Annotated in this window: 21 protein-coding genes, 1 tRNA gene and 2 rRNA genes (1 of these 24 cut by a window edge); 11 read left to right on the top strand and 13 right to left on the bottom strand. The window is 64.4% G+C overall.

Annotated features, from left to right (window positions below; translation table 11 throughout):
- The first annotated feature begins 2 nt into the window (after positions 1–2).
- On the top strand, positions 3–1,010 hold the full coding sequence (locus I6L38_RS21055) for an ABC transporter ATP-binding protein (protein WP_017782152.1): 1,008 nt from the start codon (positions 3–5) through the stop codon (positions 1,008–1,010).
- A 39-nt stretch (positions 1,011–1,049) separates the two neighbouring features.
- Positions 1,050–1,709 (top strand): HAD family phosphatase, encoded by a 660-nt coding sequence (locus I6L38_RS21050; RefSeq protein WP_024941247.1) that lies wholly within the window; start codon positions 1,050–1,052, stop codon positions 1,707–1,709.
- Positions 1,710–1,724: 15 nt separating this feature from the next.
- Here I6L38_RS21050 and I6L38_RS21045 read toward each other — a convergent pair whose 3' ends face one another.
- Positions 1,725–3,335 (bottom strand): sensor domain-containing diguanylate cyclase, encoded by a 1,611-nt coding sequence (locus tag I6L38_RS21045; RefSeq protein WP_216988899.1) that lies wholly within the window; start codon positions 3,333–3,335, stop codon positions 1,725–1,727.
- A 109-nt stretch (positions 3,336–3,444) separates the two neighbouring features.
- Between I6L38_RS21045 and I6L38_RS21040 the strand changes: the two genes are divergently transcribed.
- A complete protein-coding gene (locus I6L38_RS21040) occupies positions 3,445–3,885 on the top strand; it encodes a DUF2214 family protein (RefSeq protein WP_005306181.1) in 441 nt (146 codons plus the stop codon).
- A gap of 148 nt (positions 3,886–4,033) precedes the next feature.
- Positions 4,034–4,933 carry a DMT family transporter gene (locus I6L38_RS21035; RefSeq protein WP_216988898.1) on the top strand — a complete coding sequence of 300 codons (900 nt, stop codon included), beginning with the start codon at positions 4,034–4,036 and terminating at the stop codon, positions 4,931–4,933.
- Between the two features lie 71 nt (positions 4,934–5,004).
- Here the strand turns inward: I6L38_RS21035 and I6L38_RS21030 are convergent, their stop codons facing one another.
- From I6L38_RS21030 to I6L38_RS21020, 3 genes are all read right to left on the bottom strand, one after another.
- Positions 5,005–5,862, bottom strand: a complete 858-nt coding sequence (locus I6L38_RS21030) for a GyrI-like domain-containing protein (RefSeq protein ID WP_201900334.1) — start codon at positions 5,860–5,862, stop codon at positions 5,005–5,007.
- Positions 5,859–6,344 (bottom strand): GNAT family N-acetyltransferase, encoded by a 486-nt coding sequence (locus I6L38_RS21025; RefSeq protein ID WP_005306188.1) that lies wholly within the window; start codon positions 6,342–6,344, stop codon positions 5,859–5,861. The genes I6L38_RS21030 and I6L38_RS21025 overlap by 4 nt, the downstream gene beginning before the upstream one ends.
- 405 nt (positions 6,345–6,749) lie before the next feature.
- Positions 6,750–7,076 carry a YnjH family protein gene (locus I6L38_RS21020; RefSeq protein WP_216988897.1) on the bottom strand — a complete coding sequence of 109 codons (327 nt, stop codon included), beginning with the start codon at positions 7,074–7,076 and terminating at the stop codon, positions 6,750–6,752.
- A 214-nt stretch (positions 7,077–7,290) separates the two neighbouring features.
- On the opposite strand from I6L38_RS21020, the gene I6L38_RS21015 reads away from it, so the two are divergent.
- Together I6L38_RS21015 and I6L38_RS21010 are read left to right on the top strand one after the other, a co-directional pair.
- Complete coding sequence (locus tag I6L38_RS21015; protein WP_216988896.1) at positions 7,291–8,451, top strand: hypothetical protein; 1,161 nt, start codon at positions 7,291–7,293, stop codon at positions 8,449–8,451.
- Positions 8,452–8,583: 132 nt separating this feature from the next.
- Entirely contained in the window at positions 8,584–9,357 is a 774-nt protein-coding gene (locus I6L38_RS21010; RefSeq protein WP_005306204.1) for an ABC transporter substrate-binding protein, read from the top strand.
- Between the two features lie 54 nt (positions 9,358–9,411).
- On the opposite strand, the gene I6L38_RS21005 is transcribed toward I6L38_RS21010, so the two are convergent.
- Complete coding sequence (locus I6L38_RS21005; protein WP_005306207.1) at positions 9,412–9,792, bottom strand: hypothetical protein; 381 nt, start codon at positions 9,790–9,792, stop codon at positions 9,412–9,414.
- Between the two features lie 196 nt (positions 9,793–9,988).
- Between I6L38_RS21005 and I6L38_RS21000 the strand changes: the two genes are divergently transcribed.
- The 4 genes from I6L38_RS21000 (at position 9,989) to dhaR (ending at position 15,517) form a co-directional block, all read left to right on the top strand.
- Positions 9,989–11,368 (top strand): phosphatase PAP2 family protein, encoded by a 1,380-nt coding sequence (locus I6L38_RS21000; protein ID WP_201882895.1) that lies wholly within the window; start codon positions 9,989–9,991, stop codon positions 11,366–11,368.
- Positions 11,365–12,462 (top strand): AI-2E family transporter YdiK, encoded by a 1,098-nt coding sequence (gene ydiK / locus I6L38_RS20995; RefSeq protein WP_017785510.1) that lies wholly within the window; start codon positions 11,365–11,367, stop codon positions 12,460–12,462. The genes I6L38_RS21000 and ydiK overlap by 4 nt, the downstream gene beginning before the upstream one ends.
- Before the next feature lie 197 nt (positions 12,463–12,659).
- The gene (locus I6L38_RS20990; RefSeq protein WP_095591589.1) at positions 12,660–13,364 is read left to right on the top strand and encodes an SDR family oxidoreductase; all 705 of its coding nucleotides are present in this window, start codon (positions 12,660–12,662) and stop codon (positions 13,362–13,364) included.
- A gap of 242 nt (positions 13,365–13,606) precedes the next feature.
- Positions 13,607–15,517, top strand: coding sequence for a dihydroxyacetone kinase operon transcriptional regulator DhaR (gene dhaR, locus I6L38_RS20985; protein ID WP_216988895.1), 1,911 nt, complete (start codon positions 13,607–13,609; stop codon positions 15,515–15,517).
- Positions 15,518–15,606: 89 nt separating this feature from the next.
- On the opposite strand, the gene I6L38_RS20980 is transcribed toward dhaR, so the two are convergent.
- The 5 genes from I6L38_RS20980 to I6L38_RS20960 form a co-directional block, all read right to left on the bottom strand.
- On the bottom strand, positions 15,607–16,689 hold the full coding sequence (locus I6L38_RS20980; RefSeq protein WP_216988894.1) for a glycerol dehydrogenase: 1,083 nt from the start codon (positions 16,687–16,689) through the stop codon (positions 15,607–15,609).
- Positions 16,690–16,829: 140 nt separating this feature from the next.
- Complete coding sequence (dhaM, locus tag I6L38_RS20975; RefSeq protein WP_216988893.1) at positions 16,830–17,546, bottom strand: dihydroxyacetone kinase phosphoryl donor subunit DhaM; 717 nt, start codon at positions 17,544–17,546, stop codon at positions 16,830–16,832.
- A gap of 2 nt (positions 17,547–17,548) precedes the next feature.
- Positions 17,549–18,178 carry a dihydroxyacetone kinase subunit DhaL gene (gene dhaL / locus I6L38_RS20970; RefSeq protein ID WP_017787918.1) on the bottom strand — a complete coding sequence of 210 codons (630 nt, stop codon included), beginning with the start codon at positions 18,176–18,178 and terminating at the stop codon, positions 17,549–17,551.
- Between the two features lie 9 nt (positions 18,179–18,187).
- Positions 18,188–19,258 carry a dihydroxyacetone kinase subunit DhaK gene (gene dhaK / locus I6L38_RS20965; protein ID WP_216988892.1) on the bottom strand — a complete coding sequence of 357 codons (1,071 nt, stop codon included), beginning with the start codon at positions 19,256–19,258 and terminating at the stop codon, positions 18,188–18,190.
- 239 nt (positions 19,259–19,497) lie between these two features.
- Positions 19,498–20,856, bottom strand: a complete 1,359-nt coding sequence (locus I6L38_RS20960) for an NCS2 family permease (protein ID WP_162512999.1) — start codon at positions 20,854–20,856, stop codon at positions 19,498–19,500.
- A 226-nt stretch (positions 20,857–21,082) separates the two neighbouring features.
- Here I6L38_RS20960 and I6L38_RS20955 point away from each other — a divergent pair, with 226 nt between their 5' ends.
- Positions 21,083–21,415: a cupin domain-containing protein gene (locus tag I6L38_RS20955; protein ID WP_005306245.1), complete on the top strand. Its 333-nt coding sequence runs from the start codon at positions 21,083–21,085 to the stop codon at positions 21,413–21,415.
- A gap of 79 nt (positions 21,416–21,494) precedes the next feature.
- On the opposite strand, the gene I6L38_RS20950 is transcribed toward I6L38_RS20955, so the two are convergent.
- From I6L38_RS20950 to I6L38_RS20940, 3 genes are all read right to left on the bottom strand, one after another.
- Positions 21,495–21,571: transfer RNA gene (locus I6L38_RS20950), tRNA-Asp, on the bottom strand.
- A 98-nt stretch (positions 21,572–21,669) separates the two neighbouring features.
- Positions 21,670–21,784: ribosomal RNA gene (gene rrf, locus I6L38_RS20945) — 5S ribosomal RNA — on the bottom strand.
- A gap of 84 nt (positions 21,785–21,868) precedes the next feature.
- Positions 21,869–22,126: ribosomal RNA gene (locus tag I6L38_RS20940) — 23S ribosomal RNA — on the bottom strand; it runs 2,631 nt beyond the window's last position.

The raw sequence follows: 22,126 nt of genomic DNA, 5'->3' as shown, positions 1-22,126 counted from the left end.
AGATGTTCCATCTAGAAGTGAATCAACTGCACAAATCCTACGGCGACACCAGAGTGTTCGAGGGGATCGAATTCGGCATCCGCAAGGGGGAGCTGGTGACCCTGCTCGGTCCCTCCGGCTGCGGCAAGTCCACCCTGCTGCGGGCGCTGGCCGGGCTCACCCCGGTGGATGGCGGTCAGGTGCGGGTGGCCGGTGAGGACATTACCTGGCAGGAACCCCAGAAGCGGGGCATCGGCATGGTATTCCAGAGCTATGCCCTGTTCCCCAACATGACGGTGCGGGATAACGTCGCCTTCGGCCTCAAGATGAAGCCCCAGCCGGGACGGGATCTGGCCGCCAGCGTGCAGGAGGCGCTGGCGCTGGTGGAGCTGACCGGCTTCGAGCGCCGCTATCCGGCCGAGCTTTCCGGTGGCCAGCGCCAGCGGGTGGCCCTGGCCCGGGCCCTGGTGGTGCAACCGCGGATCCTGCTGCTGGACGAGCCGCTCTCGGCGCTGGATGCCCGCATCCGCCGCAGCCTGCGCCAGCAGATCCGCGAGATCCAGCAGCGCCTCGAGCTCACCACCATCTTCGTCACCCACGATCAGGAGGAGGCGCTCACCATGTCGGACCGGATCTTCCTGATGAACAAGGGATCCATCGTCCAGAGCGGCACGCCGGAGGAGATCTACACCCGCCCCGCCGACGCCTTCGTGGCAGGCTTTATCGGCAACTACAACCTGCTCGATGGCGAGCAGGCCAAGGCCCTGTTCGGCCAGCACTGCCGTGGCAAGCTGGCGCTGCGACCGGAGTCCCTCTCCCTGCTGCCGGCCGGCGCCCGCAGCGACGAGCCGCACCTGCCGGGGGTTATCAGCGGGCAGCAGCTGCTCGGCAACGTGATCCGCTATCAGGTGAGCTGCGCGGCGGGCCTGCTGACGGTGGACTGCCTCAACCGCTCGGCCCGGGATCTGCTGCCGGTGGGCAGTGCCGTGACCCTGGCGGTGGCCCGGGATCAACTCTGTGAGGTAGCATGACGCCCCATTACATTTCCATTTTCACTGCGAGGAGCACCCATGGCACTGGCACTGTTTGATCTGGACGAGACCCTGATTGCGGGGGATTCCGCCAGCCTCTGGCTGGAGTACATGGTGACCGAGGAGCTGGCGCCAGCCGGCATGATTGCCGAGGAGCAGGCCATGATGTCCCTCTACCATCAGGGCAAGATGGACATGCACCAGTACATGGCCTTCACCCTGCAGCCGCTGGCAGGCAAGTCGCGCCAGTGGCTCGACCCGCTCTGTGCCCGCTTTGCCGAGCAGGTGCTGCGCGAGCGCATCTACCCTGAGGGGGTGGAGCGCATCGAGTGGCACCGCAAGCGGGGCGACGAGCTGGTGCTCATCTCCGCCTCCGGCGAGCATCTGGTGGCTCCCATGGCGCAGATGCTGGGGATGGATCACTGCGTGGCCATCCTGCTGGATGAAGAGGCCGGCATGCTGACCGGCCAGACCCGCGGCACCCTCAGTTTTCGCGAGGGCAAGGTGGCCCGCATCAACCAGCTGTTTGCCGCAAGCACCGACCCCTGGCGGGAGAGCCACGGCTACAGCGACTCCCACAACGATCTGCCGCTGCTGCAGGCGGTGACCCACCCCCACGCGGTCAATCCCGCCCCGGGGCTGCGCCAGATCGCCACCGAGCAGGCCTGGCCTACCCTCGACTGGCAGCTGGCCTCCTGAATGAAGAAGAGGCCCTCAGGCCTCTTCGTTGCTCAGCAGTGCATCGTCGGCAGGGGGCGTCTCCTCCTGCCCCTTCGCCTCTGCTCGGCCTAGATGGATGCAGTTCTTGCCGTCGCGTTTGGCGCGATACACCTCGGCATCGACCGCCGCCAGCAGCGCCTTGCCATCCATCCCCGCCCGGCTGGCCACCAGCCCGCCGCTCAAGGTGATCCTGAGCCCCGGCTCGCGCCAGTCCAGTGACTCCACCCCCTTGCGGAACTGCTCCAGCAGCATCTGGCAGAAGTGGATGTCCGGGTTGACCAGCAACACCACCAGCTCTTCGCCACCGTAACGGCAGACCCAGCCGTGATCCCCCAGCAGGGCCCGGCCGAGCTGGCTCACCCGCTTGAGCACCACATCCCCGGTCTGATGGCCGAAGGTGTCGTTGACCCGCTTGAAGTCGTCCAGATCCACCATGGCCAGGCAGAACGGCTGCTGATCCTGCAGCAGTCGGTTGAAACGTTCATCGAAGAAGCGGCGATTGTAGAGGCCGGTCAGCTTGTCCAGGTTGGCCTGCTGGCGCGCCTCGTGATAATCCTTGCTCACCTCGGCCAGCTCGGCATAGACGTGCCTGAGCTCGCGCATGCCCCCCAGGGGTACTCCGTCAGGCTCCATCCGGCTGGCCCGGATCATGCTCGAGATCTCGTCGAGCATGCGCCGAAAATAGCGGGACCAGATCAGCGCCAGCATCAGGTAGAGCACACAGGCCAGCGCCACCATCAGCAACACGTTGAGGGAGACCCTGTCCACCACCGCCATCACGCTGGCCGCCGGCTGCACGCTGATCAGCACCCAGTTGCGCTCCTGCAGCCTGCTGTAGGCCACGAACTGGCGGGAGTCCTTGTCCAAAAAGATGCCGTCCTCCTGAGTGAAGCGAGCGAGCCATTCTGGGTGGGTCATGGGCTTGAGCAGCTGGGCCGCGTCAGGATGAGCCAGCACCTTGCCGGACTGGTTGACGACCATCTGGTAGCCATCTCCCAGCTGGCGGCTCAGCTGGGCGGAGAAGGGGGCCAGGATGGCATCGACCGCAAGGACCCCGCGCACCTTGCCCTCCCTGTCGGTCAGGGCCCGCGCCAGGGCGATCACCAGGTTGCCGTTGGTGTAGTCGTAATAGGGCTCCGTCCAGACCATCTTGCCCACGTGCTGGCTGGCCAGCTGATACCAGGGACGCACCCTGGGATCGAAGTTGGCATCCGCCTGCCAATCGGGGTAGATCAGCATCTGGCGCTCGGCGGTGCCGACATAGATGTAGACCAGATCGGCCATGATCCCCTTGTAGAGCTGCCACTCCTTCAGATAGGTCTCGGTGTTGAGCAGGCGGGGGCCGCTGATGTCCTCAACCTTGACCCTGTCGTAGATGAGGGTGAACTGGCGCTCCATCTCGTGCAGATAGGGCTCGATGAAGACGTGACGAAGCTGGTGGTTGGTGGCGAGCAGGCGTTGCTGCAGCTCGCTTTGCAGACTCCGCTCCATGTGCAGGTAGTAGATACCACCCAGCATCAGCACCGGAATGAACAGCAAAAGCAGGCCCAGACGCATCCTAGTTACCAGGGACCAGGTTTTTTTGGCGACCGCTCGTTTAACCAATCCTGACTCCTGCTATTGCCAGACCACGCGTAGTGTCAGAATATCAGCAGCGCGAGATGGCGTCCAAAAGGAAGCTGTTTATCTGCTCAATTAGAGGTAATCGACACGGATGCTGAACCCGGACCTGTTGATGGCGCTGCACTACTGCGCCGTGATCACCCTGACCGGGGCGATCACCTCCGAATATTTCCTGTTCCGCCGCGGCATGTCCATCGAGCAGGTGCGCAAGCTGCTGCTGGCTGACGGCCTGGCGGCGCTGGCCCTGCTGCTCATCTTCATCACCGGGGTGCTGCAGGTGCTCGCCCACCCCGATGAACCGGCCGTGCTGCTCGCCAATCCGGGCTACCGCACCAAGCTGCTGCTGTTCTTCGTGATGGCCATCAGCTTTGGCTACCCCAGCCGCCTCTTCTATCGCTGGCGCCGCTCCCTGCGCCAAGGACGCGCCCCCATGGTCTCCATTCAGCAGCAGTTCTGGGTGATCTGGATCCTGCGCGGCAACCTCTTGCTGCTCGCCCTCATTCCCCTGCTGGCCAGGATCGCCAACGGCTAAGTCCCCCGGCCTGCGGCAGTGCAGCGGGATAACCGCTCACGCCGCCAACCTCACCGACAGCGCAAGACAAATCCCCCCGCTCACGGTTATCTTGGAGGCTGGAGCTTTGCGGCACGGCCCTGCCCGTCCGTCTTTCAGGGATGAATCTATGCGTTCGAACATGATGTTATTGATGGCCGCCGCCATCTGGGGGCTGGGCTTCGTCGCCCAGCGGCTCGGGATGGACCACATGGGGCCTTACACCTTCAACGGCCTGCGCTTTCTGCTGGGGGCCCTCTCCCTGCTGCCGCTCTTGTGGTGGCTCAAATCCCGCCAGCCGGGCGGGCAGGCCGGGGATCGCCGCCTGCTGCTGACCGGCGGCCTCATCGCCGGTACCGTGCTGTTCAGCGCCGCATCGCTACAACAGGTGGGGCTGCTCTACACCACGGCCGCCAAGGCGGGCTTCATCACCGGCCTCTACATCATACTGGTGCCCGTCATCGGCCTGGCCCTGCGCCACAAGACGGGGGCCAACACCTGGGTCGGCGCCCTCATCGCCATGGCGGGACTCTACTACCTCAGCGTCACCGAGGATTTCACCATCGGCTACGGCGACCTGCTGCAGGTGGTGGGGGCCCTGTTCTGGGCGGTGCACCTGCTGGTGCTGGATCACTACTCGAGCCGGGTCGCCCCCATTCGCCTCGCCGGGGTGCAGTTCGTGGTGTGCGGCCTGCTCAGCCTGGCCACCGCCTTCCTCATCGAGACCCCCTCGGTGGCCGGTGCCGTCGCCGGCTGGCAGGCGCTGCTCTACGCCGGCCTGGTGTCGGTGGGGGTGGGTTACACCTTGCAGGTGGTCGGCCAACGCGGCGCCCACCCGGCCCATGCCGCCATCATCCTCAGCCTGGAGACGGTGTTCGCCGCCATCGGCGGCGTCCTGCTGCTGGGGGAGACCCAGGACGAGCGCGCCTTCGTCGGCTGCGCCCTGATGCTGGCGGGCATGCTGATCTCCCAGATCCGCCTGCGCTGGTGGTGGAAATCCCGGCGGGACAAGGTGCCCAGCCAGCCCTGATGAGGTAACGGTCAGCCTTCATCCCAAATAAAACGAGGCGCCCACAGGCGCCTCGTTTTATTGCCGCACGTCTAGCGCACGCTGGAGCAGAAGCTCACGTCGTCGCGCAGGGGATCGTTGCTCACGCTGTGGTAGAGCTCGAAGCAGGGACCGCTGCCGAACTCCAGCCCGGCCGCCACTATGTCGCCCACATGCTCCTGCCAGCGCGGCCCGTACTGGCTGCGATCGGTGATGAGGTAGCGGGACTGGGCATAACGGCCGGCCGGAATGAGCTGGGTCTCCACCTCCCCCTCGCCCCGGGTCTGGGGCGGCACAGTGATGCCGATATCGGTGCGGCACTGGGCCGGCGGCGTCACCTCAGGGTTGTCGTGGTAGATGAAGATCCACTCCCCGCCCTCCAGCCCGCGGGCGGCGGCCCACTGGTGCAGGCGGCCGCAGACGGCGTCATAGCCTTCGCCATAGGGACCGGTGACCCGCACATAGGCCAGGGTACGGGCATCCATCTCGACGGTTTTCATGGTGTTGCTCCTTGCTGATGAGTGGCCTTCAGCATAAGGGGACAGACCATCCCATGCGTGTCCATCCTTGCTCTCCAGGTGTCCATTCTTGCCCTTGTCGCGGCGAAACTCCCCCGGGGTGCAGCCATAGTAGCGACGAAACGCCTTGGCGAACGCCTGGGAGCTGCCGAGCCCAGCCCCCAGCGCGATGGCGGTGACGCTGGCATCTGTGTAGCAGAGCTGCCAGGCGGCACGCTGCATGCGCAGGCGCCGGCACATCTCGCCCGGAGCTTCCCCCGCCACGGCGGTGAACACCCGATGAAAATGGTAGAGGGAGAGACAGGCCCGCTCCGCCAGCGCCTCGATGGTGAGATCCGGATCCTGCTCCAGCGCCCGCAGCACCGGGATGAGCCGGCGGCGGTAGTCGATCATGGCCGGATCCTCGCCATGTAGAGGGCATCCACATACTCACCCTGGCGAAAGGCGAAACCACGGGCCAGCCCCTCCTCGATGAAGCCGAACTTGCGATAGAGCGCCAGCGCCGCTGCATTGTCGGCATAGACGGTCAGCTCGATGCGGCGCAGGTTGAGCCAGTTGTCAGCCATCTCCAGCGCGGCCCCCAACAGGGCGGAGCCCACTCCCTTGCCCGCCCAGTCATCCCGCACCCCCATGCCGATACAGGCCACGTGTTTGCGCCTGGGGTTGGGCTCGATATGGAGTGAAATATTCCCCACCAGCAGACCGTCGACCTCAGCCACCAGCGCCACCACGCTGCCGCTCTCCAGTCGCTTCTGCCAGACCCCCAGGGTTGGATAGGGCAGTTGCAGAGTGCCCGCCTGGGCATTGGGCATGGCATAGAGATCCCGCAAGGCGGGGGCATCGGCCGGTTCGGCGTGACGAATGGTGATCTGCATCTGAGGCTCCTTCTCGAAAACTTCATCATGCAGTATCAGAAGGGTCCGGTCATCCCCCTGCCACGGTTATTTGCGCGGGCAATTCGGCGTCCCATCGTCATGGGGCAGCACCGGGCGGCAGACACACAAAACAGGGGCCCAAGGGCCCCCGCATCATCACGGCGCATGATGAATAAAAAACGGAGCCAGAGGCTCCGTGTTTCACTGCAGTATCAATCTCGAACGGAACGCGCTTCGCGCTCTGCACGTTCCCGTACCAACAGGCGTTTGTACCACCAGCTGTTGCGACGACGTTGAGTGTTGGAAGAGCGACGAGCCATTTCTGAAGTCCCAGTCAAGAGAGGAAAAGAGCCGCATTATGCGATAGAGGTCACGTCCATGTCTTTAGCTGGATCAAGAAAAGCCTCACTGGCCCACGGTGATGGTGCCGCTCTGCGTCGCCTTGCCAGCCGCATCCGACGCCCTTTGTGGCTCGCGCCAGACCAGAGGCCCATTGCTCTCCTGTTCGTTTTGCGCAGCGCACTCCAGCCAGTCACCACCCTGCCGGATCCGGGCCCCTGCCGAATACTTCTGATCCTGATACCAGCAGACCTGCTCCGGCAGCGATCCCAGCGGCAACACCAGCTCGCTGCCCACTTCCGTCCGCTTCGGTTCTGCCGCCACGCCGATACCGGTCGCACCGCCCAGCAGTGCCAGCAGCAGCCAGCCGCCTGCCCTCTTGCCTGAATTCATGATGTCACTCCTCGCTTGATGAAGAATGGAAGCGACCGGCAGCCGCACAAACTTGATTAATAAGCGGTGCCCTCTCTGGCATTCCCAAGCCAATATGGTAGCCTGCCAGCGCCTGCCCGCCCGTCTCAGAACCGGGCCAGGAGAACCCGTTGAATTTGTCGGCCCCAGACAAATATAACCTTATTAATCAAATCGTTATTTGGATATTATCCCAATGCGTATCATGCCGTTGCTCCAGGCGGCCTGCCTGAGCCTGATGTTGTCCGCCTGCGTTGCCCCCCTGCTGATGATGAGCCCCACCAGCCAGCTGATGTGGGCCCTGCTCAAACCCCTGGTCGGCTTCGATCCCAACCAGGCCAACCTGTTTGAACAGCCCCTGATCAAGGACCGGATGACCGCCATCCTCGGCCCCAACTACGACAGCACCATGCAGTTGCTCAAGACCGCCAACGAGCTGCAGCAGGAGGGGCCACTGTTCTACGTGGTCTCCCGCTATGCTCCCATGCCCGAGGTGGCCAAACAGGCAGGCATGGTCTGGAACTCGCAGACCAACCAGATGTCCGTGATGCTGCTCAAGGGCGACGGCACGCCCCAGGTCTTTGGCGAAAACCTGGCGGCCAGCACTCCGAGCTGGCCCAGCGAGATGCAGAACTGGCAGGCGCAGGGCAATCCGGCAGCCAGTGCGCTCTCCGGTGCCACCAACAGCCTGAGCGGCGCGGCCACCGGCAGCTCGCTCTTCGGCAGCGTGCTGGGTTCCCTGCAGCAGGGCGCCAGCAAGACCATGGCGGACAGCACCCAGCAGGTCGTGAACGGCGCCGCCACCTCGGCCCAGCAACAAGCCGGCAAGGCGGTCAATAACGCCACAGCCACCGCGCAGCAGCAGGCCGCCAAGACGGTGACCGAGCCCGCCAAGCAGGCGGTCAGCAACGCCACTGCCACCGCGCAGCAGCAGGCCGCCAAGACGGTGACCGAGCCCGCCAAGCAGGCGGTCAGCAGCGCCACGGCCACCGTGCAACAGCAGGCTGCCAAGACAGTGACCGAGCCCGCCAAGCAGGCGGTCAGCAGCGCCGCTGCCACCGTGCAGCAACAGGCCACCAAGGCCGTGACCGAGCCTGCCAAGCAGGCGGTCAGCAACGCCACGACCACCGTGCAGCAGCAAGCTGCCAAGACAGTGACCGAGCCCGCCAAGCAGGCGGTCAGCAGCGCCGCTGCCACCGTGCAGCAGCAAGCCGCCAAGACAGTGGCAGAGCCCGCCAAGCAGGCGGTCAGCAGCGCGGATGCCACCACCGCCGGCAAGGCGGTCGCCGATGCGGCTGCCAAGGCCGAAGCCGCGCGCGCCGCCGCCGAAGCCGAGATGGAAGCTCTGCTCAAGTAACCCCTCCCCAGGCCATCGCAAGATGGCCTGGCTGTTTTCCCCTCCCGCCCGCTCCCTGGCAGCGGAAATCATGAACTTCTCGGCATAACTCCCTAAACTGGATGAAGACGACTTTTCGCAAGGAGTGCTGCCATGTCGCGTCTGCTCGGTCTGTTTGTCTGCTGCTGTCTGGGGGCCGCCCTGCCCGCCTCGGCGTTCACCTATTACTCCGAGCAGAACATGCCGTTCAACGGCCAGGATGAGAAGGGCAACAGCACCGGCCTGGCGGTGGAGCTGTTGAGACTGATGTGGCAAGAGATGGGGGAGCCGGAGCAGCCCATCCACTTCATGCCCTGGGCCAAGGCCTGGTACCTGCTGACCCAGCAGCCGGATGCCGTGCTGTTCACCACGGCCCACACCCGGGCGCGGGATCCCCACTTCCTCTGGGTCTGCCCCATCAGCCACTCGCGGGTGTCGCTGGTGGGCCGCAAGCGGGATGCCCCCAAGGTGACCGGCAAGGCCGATCTGACCAGGCTGCAGATCGGGGTGATGCAGGCGGACGTGGGGGAGCAGCTGCTGCTCAACCGGGGCATCAGCCCCGCCAACCTGATGTCGGTGGAGCGCATGGATCAGGTGGTACGCCAGCTCATCATGGCCCGCACCGATCTGGTGGCCGGCAACGAGGTGATGCTGTTTCATCAGGCCAGGCAGCTGGGCTTTGCCCCCGAGACTTTCGTCACCGTCGCCACCCTGGCGGATCAGGACAACTGCTTCGCCTTCAACCCGGCGGCGGACAAACAGCAGGTCGCCCGTCTGCAGCAGGCGCTCGACAAGGTCAGACAGGGGGAGGCCTTCAAGCAGCTCATCGCCCGCTACCAGGATGTGGTGCAGCCACCTCCGGCCGATCACCTACCGCGAATAGAGTAAGTACCAGATACAAACAGGCCACCCGAAGGTGGCCTGTTTCATGGTGCGAGCCGCTCACTGGAAGTGATGGTCGTGCTCGGACTTCTTGTTCTGGGCGCCCTCGCTGTGCTCGATGGCGGTGCGGATGAGGTCGACCCCGGCCCGGATGATCAGGACCCCCATGTTGACCAGCTTGACGCAGACCCACATGAAGGTGATGAGCAGGATCAGCTTGAGCACTGTCTGGAACGCCTCCAGGAAGTTCTGCTCCAGCTGACCGGTCAGGCCGCTGGCACTGGTCATCAGCCAGGTGTACACCTCACGCACGAAGGGGATGCGGCTCGGCATCTCCAGCACGTCCAGCGCGGCAGGCAGGGCCTGGAAGATGACGATGCTGCCGAACAGGATCAGGATGACACCGATGGCGATGCCCAGAAAAAAACCAAACTGTTTCATGGAAGGTCCCAAGGTTTGCTGCATGGAAATAACATAGCTGCCAATACTAGGGACTGCCTTACCCCACGGCAATCCTTGCGCGCCGGGTCGCCCGCTTGCCACGCCGGCCCGGCCCCGGCGTCCGGCCACAAACCATTGCCCAACTATCTGATTTCTGTGACGCTTGTGCCCATCACCCCCTATCGGTCAGGCCTTCATTTTGCGCCACTGTTTTTTGCTGCTCTGCCTCCTGCTGTCGTCACCGCCCCTCCTTGCCGCCCCGACGGCGGCCGTCTGCGTGGTCAAGCACCAGCAGCAGCTGTTGCTGGTGCAAGACAGGGTTTCCTCCCGCTACAGCCTGACCGGTGGCTACATAGATGCAGGAGAGACGCCGCAACAGGCGGCGCTGCGGGAGCTGTATGAAGAGACCGGCCTGCGGGGCAGGGTCGTCGCCGAGCTGGGGCCATGGCAGCGCGCCCTGTTGTTTGCCTGTCAGACCCTGGAGCCCATCCGTGCACAGACCGGCTCTGGCTTTGTTTCTCTGCTGCAGGCCCCCAATCTGGGCGGCGAGATCCTCAATGCCAGGCTGATCGCGCCGGCCCGGTTGCCGGATGAGCAACGCCGCTTCCCGGCCCAGCTCAGCTGGCTGGCCCCCCAACTGGCCGCCATGCCCGACAGCCCCGTGCTGTGGCTGCCCAATTTTCGTGGTGAAGGCAATGCACTGCACCGCATGGAAGTCCCGCTGATCCACCAGCTGCAGACCTGGCTCGGTGTCCAGGTGCGCTGGCTCGAGGTCAGCAACCTGTTCGGTTCAGCCGCCTTTCAGCTTGCCCTGCTACCCTTGCTGCTGCCCTGGCTGGGCTGGCCCCGGGTGCGCCAACTGCTGCTGGCCATGCTGACCCTCACCCTGCTGGTGCAGCTGGCCAAGGAGGGGATTGGCTGGCCCAGACCCTTCCATCTCGACCCCGCCCTGGCACAGGGCAGCGCCCAGGGCTTCGGCATGCCGAGCGGCCACGCCGCCTCTGCGCTGCTGTTCTGGGGCGTGTTGCTCAGAGCCTGCTGGCCCGCCAACCCCTGGCGCAGTGCCACCCTGGCCCTGCTGCTGGCCACCCTGACCGGACTGGCCCGGGTCTGGCTCGGGGTACACTTCCTGTCGGACGTGGCGGCCGGTTTGCTGCTTGGCGCCTTGCTGCTGGCCCTGTATCCCCGCCTCGCCGGCCTGGCTGCCAGTCGTTGGGGCTGGGCCGGGCTGACCCTCGCCTGCGCGCTGGCCGCCTGGTGGAGCCAATCTTCGGCACTGGCGGGCCTGGCCACCTTCAGCCTGGGGTTGACCCTCGGCATGATGTTGCCGCTGCCGCGCACGGCGCCGGCCGGCTGGCGCCTCCCCTTGCTGGCCTTGCTCGGTGGCCTGCCGCTGGGGGCATTGTGGTGGGCGCTGCCGCTCTGGCTGACCAGCTCCTGGCTCATTCTGCTCGGTCAGTGGCTGCTTTATTGTTGCCTGGGGCTCTGGTTGAGCGCCGGTCTCTGGTGGATACTCTCTCTCGTGAATAATGACCCGCTACCCAAGGGCCCAGGCCCTGACAAGGGATTGCTATGAATATGAAAAAAGTGGATTTAGCCAAGATAACCCTGGGAGTGCTGTTTATCAGCCTCCTCATCGTCTCCTGCTTCATGGTGCTACGCCCCTTCCTGCCCGCGCTGGTGTGGGCCACCATGATCACCATCGCCACCTGGCCGCTGATGTTGATGGTGCAGCGCCTGCTGTGGGGCAAGCGCGCCCTGGCGGCCCTCTTCATGACCCTGGTGCTGCTGCTGATGTTCGTCATTCCGCTCTTCATGGCGCTGGCCAACGTGGCGGAGAAGGCGCCCATGCTGATCGAGCTGGGCACCACCATCAGCCACTCCCCGCCCCCCGAGCTGCTCTGGCTGCAGCAGGTGCCGCTGGTGGGCGGCAAGCTCTATGACTTCTGGCAGCAGATCCTGGCGAGCGGTGGTCAGGTGCTGTTCGCCAAGCTGGCCCCCTACTTCGGCCAGACCGCCCGCTGGCTCGCCTCCCAGGCGGGCAATCTGGGGCTGCTGTTCGTCCACTTCCTGCTGACCGTCGGCATCTGCGGCCTGCTCTACCACTCCGGTGAAGTGGTGGCGACCGGCATTCGTCGCTTCGCCCACCGGCTGGCCGGCGAGCGCGGCGACAATGCCACCGTGCTCGCTTCACAGGCGATCCGCGCCGTGGCCATGGGGGTCGTGGTGACCGCCCTGGTGCAATCCTCGGTGGCCGGTATCGGTCTGCTGATTGCCGGCATCCCCTACACCATGATCCTGGTGGTGGTGATGTTCCTGCTGATCGTCGCCCAGATTGGCCCCTTCCCGGTGCTGCTGGCCTGCGTCGGCTACCTCTACTGGAGCGGCGACACCACCTGGGGCACCTTCCTGCTGGTCTGGTCGCTGCTGGCGGGCACCATGGACAACTTCCTGCGTCCCTTCCTGATCAAGCGCGGCGCCGACCTGCCGCTGATCCTCATTCTGGTGGGGGTTATCGGCGGCTTGCTGGCGATGGGGATCATCGGCCTCTTTATCGGCCCCGTGGTGCTGGCAGTGGGCTACACCCTGCTGGATGCCTGGATCAAGGAGGGTGACCACCCTACCGGTGACAAGGTAGACGCCCTACCTCATGACAAGGCACTGTCATAAGGTCAAACGCCGCCCGAGAGGGCGGCGTTGTTGTTTTACAGACAAGAGCCAAAGAGCAAGGCCTTGTGCCGGCACAGAACCAAAGTTCGAACGTTTTCCGCCAAATCCGAACCAAGGTTCGAGCCAACCCCTTTCTCCCCCTGTTCCCTCTCGCTGCCGCCCACCACAATGGCGCCACCATTCAGGAGGAACAACAGATGAACGAACTGAGAGCAACCCGCGCCCTGATCAGCGGCGGCGCAAGCGGCATTGGGCTGGCCATCGCCGAGGCGCTGGCTCGGGAAGGGGTGGAGCTGGTGCTGGCCTCCCGTCGCCACGCCCTGCTGGAGCAAGAGGCTACCCGCCTCTCGACGCAATACGGGGTAAGAGTCCTGCCTCTGGTGCTGGATGTCTGCGATGCTCCCCAGGTTCGAGCCCAGCATGCCCGGGCCAGCGCACTGCTCGGCCCCATCGATCTGCTGGTCAACAACAGCGGGGTCGGCAGCGATTATCTGGTGCAGGATCTGCCGGAATCGGAGTGGGACAGAGTGATGGACACCTGCGCCAAGGGCAGCTTCCTGCTGACCCAGGCTTGCCTGCCGGACATGCTGTCTCGACGCCACGGCACCATCATCAACATCGCCTCCCAGGCCGCCAAAAACGGCTATGCGAGGGCCAGCGTCTACTGCGCCGCCAAATTTGCCGTCTTGGGGTTTGCCAAGGCGCTGCGGGAAGAAGTCCAGCATCAGGGCATTCGGGTTCACACCCTCTGTCCCGGCCTGGTCCAGGTGCCACCACCGGCCTGTGCGGATGAGCGCAAACCCGGTTGGTTGCAGGTCTGGGATCTGGCCGAGGCCGTACTCTACACACTGCGTCAACCCGCCCATGTGCAGCTGGACGAGATCGGCATGACAGGGATCTGAGGACTGCTGAGAGGAAAACAGGGGCGCCAAAGCGCCCCGTCAGTTCATGGCAAGGGAGTATCAGGCTGGCTGGTGCAGGGTGATGCAGTGAATGCCGCCGCCACCGGCGGCGACCTTGTCGCCAAATTCGGGGGCGAATCCGATCGGAGGGATGGCGGGGTTGCCATCCCTCTGAGGCAGGTCACTGAATCGGGCCGGCAAGGGTGGTTAAATAGGCGTTCGTCTCTTTGCCGGATCTTGTCGTGACCATCCTGTCCGCCTCCATGCCGCCAGCCCGGGACTGGCCTGACTATCTGCAGGCCTCCTGGCTGCGCTGCGCTCACCAGACCAGCGCCACCCTCTGGCATCCGCCCCACAGTGCCAAGGGCCAGACCTTGCAGAGCCTGCGCCAGCGCAAGCGCGACCTGCTCACCACCGGCGAGATGGCACTCGAGGATCTCTACGAATTCATGGAGGGGCGCCCCTGTGCCCTGCTGCTCACCGACGAGAGCGGCTGCCTGCTGGCCCAGACCGGTCACCCCGACACCCTGCGTGAGCTGGCGGCGCTGGGGTTTGGCCCAGGAGCCTTCTTCAGCGAGGGGCGCATTGGCACCAATGCCATCAACCTGGCGGCGCTGGAAGGGATGCCGCTCTGCGTCAGCGGCCCCCAACACTTCAATCAGACCCTGCACCCCTGGCACTGCTGCGCCAGCCCGGTCTACAACAGCAACGGCCGTCAGGTCGCCATCATGGCGCTGACCTGCAAGGTGGAAGAGGCGAGCGCCGGCGATCTGGCGCTCACCGTCAGCGCCGGGCGCGAGCTGGCCCACCTGCTGCAGATGGAGACCCTGATGCAGGAGTCCCAGCACCACCTGAGCGAGCTCTACGCCCTGCTGGACGGCATGGATGATGGCGTACTGGCCTGGGATCCGCAGGGCCGGCTGCGCTACCTCAACGCGCTGGCGGCCAATCGGCTGCGGCTCGATCCGGCGCTCTGCCTCGGCCAGCCGCTGGAGCAGCACCTGCTGTTGCCCCAGCGGTTGCAGCTGGCCATCAGGGGGCAGACCCCGCTCAGCCATGTGGAGGTGACGCTGGAGCGGCTCGGCGCGCAGGAGGGGGAGTTCATCAATGCGCTGGTGAGCCTCAAGCCGCTGCCGGGGCCGGAGGGGGTCAGTTTTATCGCCCTGCTGCACCCGGTCGATCGGCTGCGGGCCATCAGTCAGCTGCGCCAGACGGTACCCGAGCTGTCGGCGCTGGTGGGGGAGTCGAGCGCCATGCGCAAGCTGCTGCGTTACGCCCGGCAGGCAGCCCAAAGCCAGGGCCCCATCCTGCTGCGCGGCGAGGAGGAGGTGGGCAAGGCCCAGCTGGCGGAGGCGATCCACTTCGGCAGCGAACGGGCCGCCGGGCCGCTCATCACCCTCAACTGTCAGGCCCTGCCGAGCGAGCGGATGGCGCTGGAGCTGATGGGCTCCGATGAGGCCGGACAGGAGCGGGCCGGCAAGTTCGAGCTTGCCCACGGCGGCACCCTGGTGCTGGAGCAAGTGGAGTGCCTCTCTGCCCCCATGCAGGCGGCGCTGCTGCAACTGCTCAAGACAGGTCGCCTGCAGCGCTTCGACTCGGCCCGTATCCTGCCGCTCAAGGTGCGGATCATCGCCACCAGCAGCGCCCCGCTGGAGCAGAAGGTGCAGGAGGGGCACTTCGGCCGCCAGCTGCTCTATGCCCTGCAGGCGTGCGAGCTGTGGCTGCCAGGCCTGCGCGAGCGCAGCGCCGATCTGCCCGGTCTCATCAGCCAGCAGCTGGCTGCGCAGGGGCGCGAGCCGGTGCGCCAGTTCAGTCCGGCGGCCCTCGATTGCCTGCTCGCCTATCCCTGGCCCGGCAATCTGGGGGAGCTGCGCAGCGCCATCGAGCATGCCCTGCTTCACGCCGGTCAGGGGCCAATCCCGCCGGAGGCTCTGCCGGCCGCCATTCGGCACGGTTATCAGCGGGTGGCGGACGAGGTGGTGGGGCAGCCGCTGCTCACCCTGGCGGAGCTGGAGCGCCAGGCCATTTTGCGCTGCGCCCACGCCTGCAAGGGGCAGGTGAGCCAGATGGCCCAGCATCTTGGCATCAGCCGCACCACCCTCTGGCGGCGGCTCAAGCTGCTCGAGATCGATCCTGCCAACTACCACGGCTGACGCCAGTCCGAGCCATTGCATATCGGTTCGCAGAACATGAAAAAGGCCCCGCAGTGGCGGGGCCTTTTCTATGGCAAGCTGGCTGGTCGTTACAGCCCCAGCTGATGGGCGGTGACGATGGCCGCCAACACATCCTCGGCGGTGACCTTGAACGGCATGTTGTGGATGGTTTCCCCCTCCGCGGTGGAGGCCTTGGCCACGTCCATCAGGCGCGCCATGTCCAGCTCCTTGACCCCCATCATATGCAGGTTGGTGGGCAGGCCGATGGAGCGGCAGAAACCCAGCACGGTCTCGATCTCCGCCATCGGTGCGTTCTCCAGCACCAGCTGCACCAGGGTACCGAACGCCACTTTCTCACCGTGATAGAGGTGATGACACTCGGCGAGCTGGGTCAGGCCGTTGTGAACCGCGTGGGCGGCGGCCAGACCACTGCTCTCGAAGCCGATGCCGCTCAGATAGGTGTTGGCCTCGATGATGTTCTCCACCGCCTTGGTGCAGAGCCCCTGCTCTACCGCCAGCTTGGCCTTGTAGCCATCGGCCAGCAAGGTCTGGTAGCAGAGCTCGGCGATGGCCTGCGCCGCCAGGGTGGAGGCGCCACCGGCCATGGTCTGGCAACCGGACACCTTGTTGGCGCGCGCCTCGAAGTAGGTGGAGAGCGCATCCCCCATGCCGGAGACCAAGAGCCGCACCGGGGCGCGGGCGACCACGCCGGTATCCATGATGACCATGTTGGGGTTGGTCGGGATCATCAGGTATTCGCTGAACTGCCCTTCCGGGGTGTAGATGACCGCCAGCGCGCTGGTGGGGGCATCGGTGGAGGCGATGGTCGGCACTATGACCACCGGCACCTGCTGGTAGAAGGCGACCGACTTGGCGGTATCCAGCGTCTTGCCGCCGCCGATGCCGATGATGACGTCAAATGGCGTCTGCTTGCAGCGGGCCAGCAGGCGGTCGATCTCGGGGCGGGAGCACTCGCCGTTGAAGCAGTCGAACTCGGGCTGGATGCCTGCCCCGTGGAAGCTGGTGGCCACGGTATCGCCAACGAGCTTGGTGACGAAGGCGTCGGCCAGGATCAGCGGCTTGGCGCCGAGTGCCTTGACGTAGTTGCCTATGTTGGCGAGGGCCCCGTTGCCTTGCACGTATTTGCTGGGGCTGATGATGATGCGGTCCATATTTTATCCCTCTCTCTTTATTTCGTAAGACTTCTTTTGAAACTAAAGGAGGCGAAGGGGCGGCAGTGCCGGGGAGTCCTTCGTCTTGAATGGGGCTGCACCGGCTCAGTAAGCGAGTGCAGCGCCTTGAAACAGTGGCGTCAGTCGCCGAAGCGCTCCGCAGCCAGCTGCTGGAAGCAGGCCAAGGCGGCCTCGGCATCCTCCCCGCGTGCCAGCAGGGTGAGCGTGTCCCCCTGGCGCACATCGAGCATGGTGAGTCGGGTCAGGCTGCGGGGATTGGCCTCTTTCTCCCCCTTCTGCAGCTTGAGTTCGGCGGCAAAGGGCTTGAGGGCGGCCACCAGGCGGGCGGCGGGGCGCACGTGCAGGCCGTGGGGATTGTCTACCACCACCTCGCAGCGCAGCCCGCCGTCGTCAGGGGCTGGAGCGGCTTCAACGGCCTGCGGCTCCGCCTTGCCCGGCAGCATCGCCTGTTTCGGGCCAAGGGCGCCGAGTGCCTCGGCGGCGACCTCATCCAGCGTCAGGCCGGAACCGGCCGCCACCACGGCGGCCAGGGTGCCCTCGACCAGCGGGGCCGGGCAGAGCCGCACCCGGGCACTCAGCTCGGGGGGCAGCAACTCGAGGGCGGTCTCGGCGCTGAGCAGGGCGCTGCCCAGATCCATCAGCACCAGCACGCCGCTGCCGTCATCCGCTTCTTCAATCGCACTCATCACGGCGATGGCGTCGGTGCCGATGGGGTGGTCAGGGTCATCGACCCCGGCCGCCAGCAACAGTTTCGCCGGGCTGCCCAGCTGATCGGCCAGCGCTTTCAAGCCGGCTGCCAGCTGGGCGCTGTGAGAGACCACTACGATTCCGATCATGTCTACAACCTCGCTCTGTCACACAGGGCGGTCAGCAGCAGCAGGGTCGAGGTGGCCCCGGCATCCTGATGGCCGATACTGCGCTCGCCAAGATAGCTGGCGCGCCCCTTGCGAGCCTGCATCTGGATGGTGGCCTCGGTGCCGGCCGCGGCGGCGGCCACCGCCTTGTCCAGCGCCTCGGGCAGCGGCAAGCCTTGCTGCTCCGCCTGCTGCAGGGCGGCCAGGGCCGGCCACCAGGCATCGCACATGGTCTTGTCACCCGGCTCGGCGCGGCCGCGCGAGACGATCCCCTCCACCCCGTCGCTCAGCATCTTGCCGAGCTGGCCGAGGGTCAGGCTCTGGCAGGCATCGCTGCTGGCCGCAGCCCGGATGAAGAAGGTGCCGTAGAGCGGGCCGCTGGCGCCGCCGACCGAGGAGAGCAGGGTCATGCCGGTGGTTTTCAGCACCTGGCCGATGTCTTTGTCAGCCACCGCCGGCAGCTTCTCGGCCACCTTGGCGAAGCCGCGTTGCATGTTGAGGCCGTGGTCGCCGTCGCCAATGTCGGTATCCAGCGCCGTGAGGTAGTCACGCTGCTCGGTGAAGATGTGCTCGCAGTCGAGCAGCCAGTTGACGATTTGATGCTTGCTTAACATGAATATTCCTCAGCAGCCGCGACGCAGGGCGGGGGTGTGAACGGGGGCATCCCACAGGGTCATCAGCTCGTCATCCACCTTGAGCAAGGTGATGGAGATGCCGGTCATGTCGAGGGAGGTGCAGTAGGGGCCGATCAGGTTGCGCACCAGATGGATGCCCGCCTCTTCGCACAGGGTAGCGAGGCGGCCATAGACGCCGTAGAGCTCGGAGATGGGGGTGCCGCCCAGACTGTTGACCAGTGCGATGACCCGGTCGCCCTTGTTGAACGGCTCGATGAAGGTGTGCTCCTCCTGCCAGCTGCCGGAGGCTCTGTCCCAGTGGCGCAGGGTGCGGCCATAGGGGGTGTTGTCGACCAGCTCCTTGAACATGTCGTCCACCAGGGCGTTGAGGTCGTTGAAGGGGCGACGTTCGATGCCCGGCTCGCCGTGGATGCCGACGCCGAACTCCACCTCGTTGTCCGCCAGGGTGAAAGAGGGCTTGCCGGCAGCGGGAACTGTGCAGGCATGCATGGCTACCCCTATGGTGCGGCTCTGGTTGTTGACGCGACGGGCCAGCGCCTCGCAGCGCGCCAGATCGTAGCCCGCCTCGGCGGCGGCACCGACCAGTTTCTCGCACAGCACGGTCGTGGCAACGCCACGGCGACCGGCGGTATAGAGGCTGTCTTTCACCGCCACATCGTCATCGATGAGGGCGAAGCCCACCTTGACCCCGTCACCGTGCAGCAGCTCGACCGCAGTCTCGAAGTTGAGCACGTCGCCGGTGTAGTTCTTCACCAGAAACAGCACGCCAACACCGCCGTCGACCGCCTGACCGCACTCATACATCTGATCCGGAGTCGGCGAGGTGAAGATCTCGCCGGGGCAGGCACCATCCAGCATCCCCTTGCCCACCAAGCCACCGTGCATCGGCTCGTGGCCGCTGCCACCGCCGGAAACCAGCGCCACCTTGCCCATCACGGGAGCATCGGCACGGGTGATGAAGTGGGGCTCGATACGCACCTTGAGCTCGGGGTGGGCGGCTGCCATCCCCATCAGCTGTTCACGGACCACGGCATCGACGGCATTGATCAGTTTCTTCATGGCTCACTCCTTGGCTTGCCACCGCTCGGGTGGGCAAATGGTTGATGGAGCCAGTCTAACGGCAGAAAAGAGGATAAAAATGACGGGCTGTTTGGTTCGGATTTGAAACAGCAGAAGAGGGGTTGGCGTTTCAATCTGAAACAGTGCAGAGCAAATAAGAGCAAAACTGTTAGCCGCCTCACAGCCAACAAAAAGGGCCCTGCAGGGGCCCTTCGCTACAACCTCAATAAGCTGACGGGTTAGATGGCCCAGCCACCGGCATAGAAAACAACCAGCGCCACGGCGATGATGACGGTACCGATGTTGAGCTTCTTCCACTCGGCGGCAAACAGGCGACCGATCACCAGGGCCACGAAGCCCAGCATGATGCCGGTGACTATGTTGCAAGTGAGCACGATAAAGACGGCGCACAGCATGCCGGAGAGCGCATCGACCGAGTCGTTGAAGTCCAGCTTGGTGACATTGCCCAACATCAGCAGGCCGACGTACATCAGCGCCGGTGCGGTGGCGTAAGCCGGTACCAGATAGCTCAGCGGCGAGAGGAAGATCATCAGCAGGAACAGCACGCCAACCAGAGCGGCGGTCAGACCGGTCTTGCCACCGGCGGCAGTGCCTGCGGCGGACTCGATGTAGACGGCAGCCGGTGCACCACCGACGGCGCCTGCCACCATGCTGCTGACAGAGTCGGCAGTCAATGCCTTGCCGCCACTGATGATGTGGCCACGCTCGTTGATGAGGCCCGCCTGACCAGCCACGGCACGGATGGTGCCGGTGGCGTCAAACACCGCTGTCATCACCAGCGCCAACACAGTGGGGATCACCACCGGATTGAGGGCACCCAACAGATCCATGCTGCCAACCAGAGAGCCCTTCTCGCCAGTCAGGCTCGGCATGGCGAAAAAGCCCTGCCAGGTCACTTTCGGGTCGAAGATGAGGCCGAGGATGGAGATGGCGATGATCACCATCAGGATGCCGCCCGGCACCTTGCGACGTTCCAGACCAAAGATGGCGGCCAGACCCAGCACCGTCATGATGACCGGGAAGGCGGTGACTTCACCCAGTTGTACCGGCAGACCGGCTCCTTCGTTCTTGATCACCATGCCGACGCCGTTGGTGGCGATCAGCAGCAGGAACAGGCCGATACCGATGCCGGTGCCGTGGGCGATGCCGGAGGGGAGGTTGTCCAGGATCCACTGGCGCACGCCGGTGACACTGATCAGGGTGAACAGCACCCCCATCAGGAAGATGGCGCCCAGCGCCACCGGAATGCTCAGCCCCTGCCCCAGCACCAGGCTGAAGGCGGTAAAGGCGGTGAGGGAGATGGCGCAACCGATGGCCATCGGCAGCTTGGCCCACAGCCCCATCAGCAGGGAGCCGAAAGCGGCGATCAAACAGGTCGCCACAAACACCGGCCCCTGCTCAAAGCCAGCAGCACCCAACATGTTCGGCACCACTATGATGCTGTAGACCATCGCCAGGAAGGTGGTCAGCCCTGCGACCAGCTCCTGACGCACGCTGCTGCCGCGCGCAGAAATGGAAAAATAAGAGTCCAGAAAGCCGCCATTCCCTGATTGGGCGGCCATATCTTGCTTTGCCATAACTAATCCTGAAAGTGTGAAGGAAATCGTTTGCGTGAATGGCGCGCAAAATAGCAAGAATTTATCCGGATTGCAGCGATTTCCCTGATTTTTTCATCAAAATCACAGGGAACGTTCTCGTTCGGGCACAGATATGACGGGTTCAGGCTGCCCCTCTTCCCCTGCGAGCGTAAACGACCCACCTATACTGCAGGTAACCCTTCACGCCGCCAGACGGGAGATACCCATGCACACCCGCAATCTGCTGAACGATATCCCCTCGCCACTCCCCACCGAACTCTTTCAGGATCTGGTCAGCACCAATCACCTGAGGATCGAGCGCATTCTCTCCCACGGCCATCAGACGGCCCCCGGCGAATGGTACGATCAGGATGAACATGAGTGGATCCTGGTGGTGCAGGGTGAAGCCAGCCTGCTGTTCATCGATCCGCAAACCCAACAACAGCAGCTGGTCCAGCTGGGGCCGGGAGATCACATCAATATCCCTGCCCGCCAGAAGCACAGGGTCGAGTGGACCCATCCCGACATGACCACCGTTTGGCTCTGCGTGTTTTACTGAAGTAAGTAAGGAGAAAAGAGGGGATCCGGGGAAAGTGAGACGAAAAAAAGCCCAGTCTTTCGACTGGGCTTCTTGTTAGTGGCGGAGCGGACGGGACTCGAACCCGCGACCCCCGGCGTGACAGGCCGGTATTCTAACCGACTGAACTACCGCTCCGCATTCGGTTAGCTTTCGCTAAATCTTTTGCCGCTTCTTTATGAGGTGTCATCCTCGCAGCCAGTAACGTGGTTTTGCACATCACCGTTTAATTGGGTGCCTGGCAGTGTCCTACTCTCGCATGGCGAATGCCACACTACCATCGGCGCTACAGCGTTTCACTTCTGAGTTCGGCATGGGGTCAGGTGGTTCCACTGCGCTATTGCCGCCAGGCAAAAATCTTCAATCTGAAAAAGCTGATTTAGTTATTCGTTCTCGGTATCTGCTACAAGCCTTAGAACACTTCTTGGGTGTTGTATGGTTAAGCCTCACGGGTAATTAGTACGGGTTAGCTCAATGCATCGCTGCACTTACACACCCCGCCTATCAACGTTGTGGTCTCCAACGGCCCTTTAGGACCCTCAAGGGGTCAGGGATGACTCATCTCAGGGCTCGCTTCCCGCTTAGATGCTTTCAGCGGTTATCGATTCCGAACTTAGCTACCGGGCAGTGCCACTGGCGTGACAACCCGAACACCAGAGGTTCGTTCACTCCGGTCCTCTCGTACTAGGAGCA

This window comes from Aeromonas sp. FDAARGOS 1408, from assembly GCF_019048665.1.
GTDB lineage: Bacteria > Pseudomonadota > Gammaproteobacteria > Enterobacterales > Aeromonadaceae > Aeromonas > Aeromonas dhakensis.
Note: the sequence above shows the minus strand (reverse complement) of the source record. Positions and strands in the feature narration are given on the sequence as shown.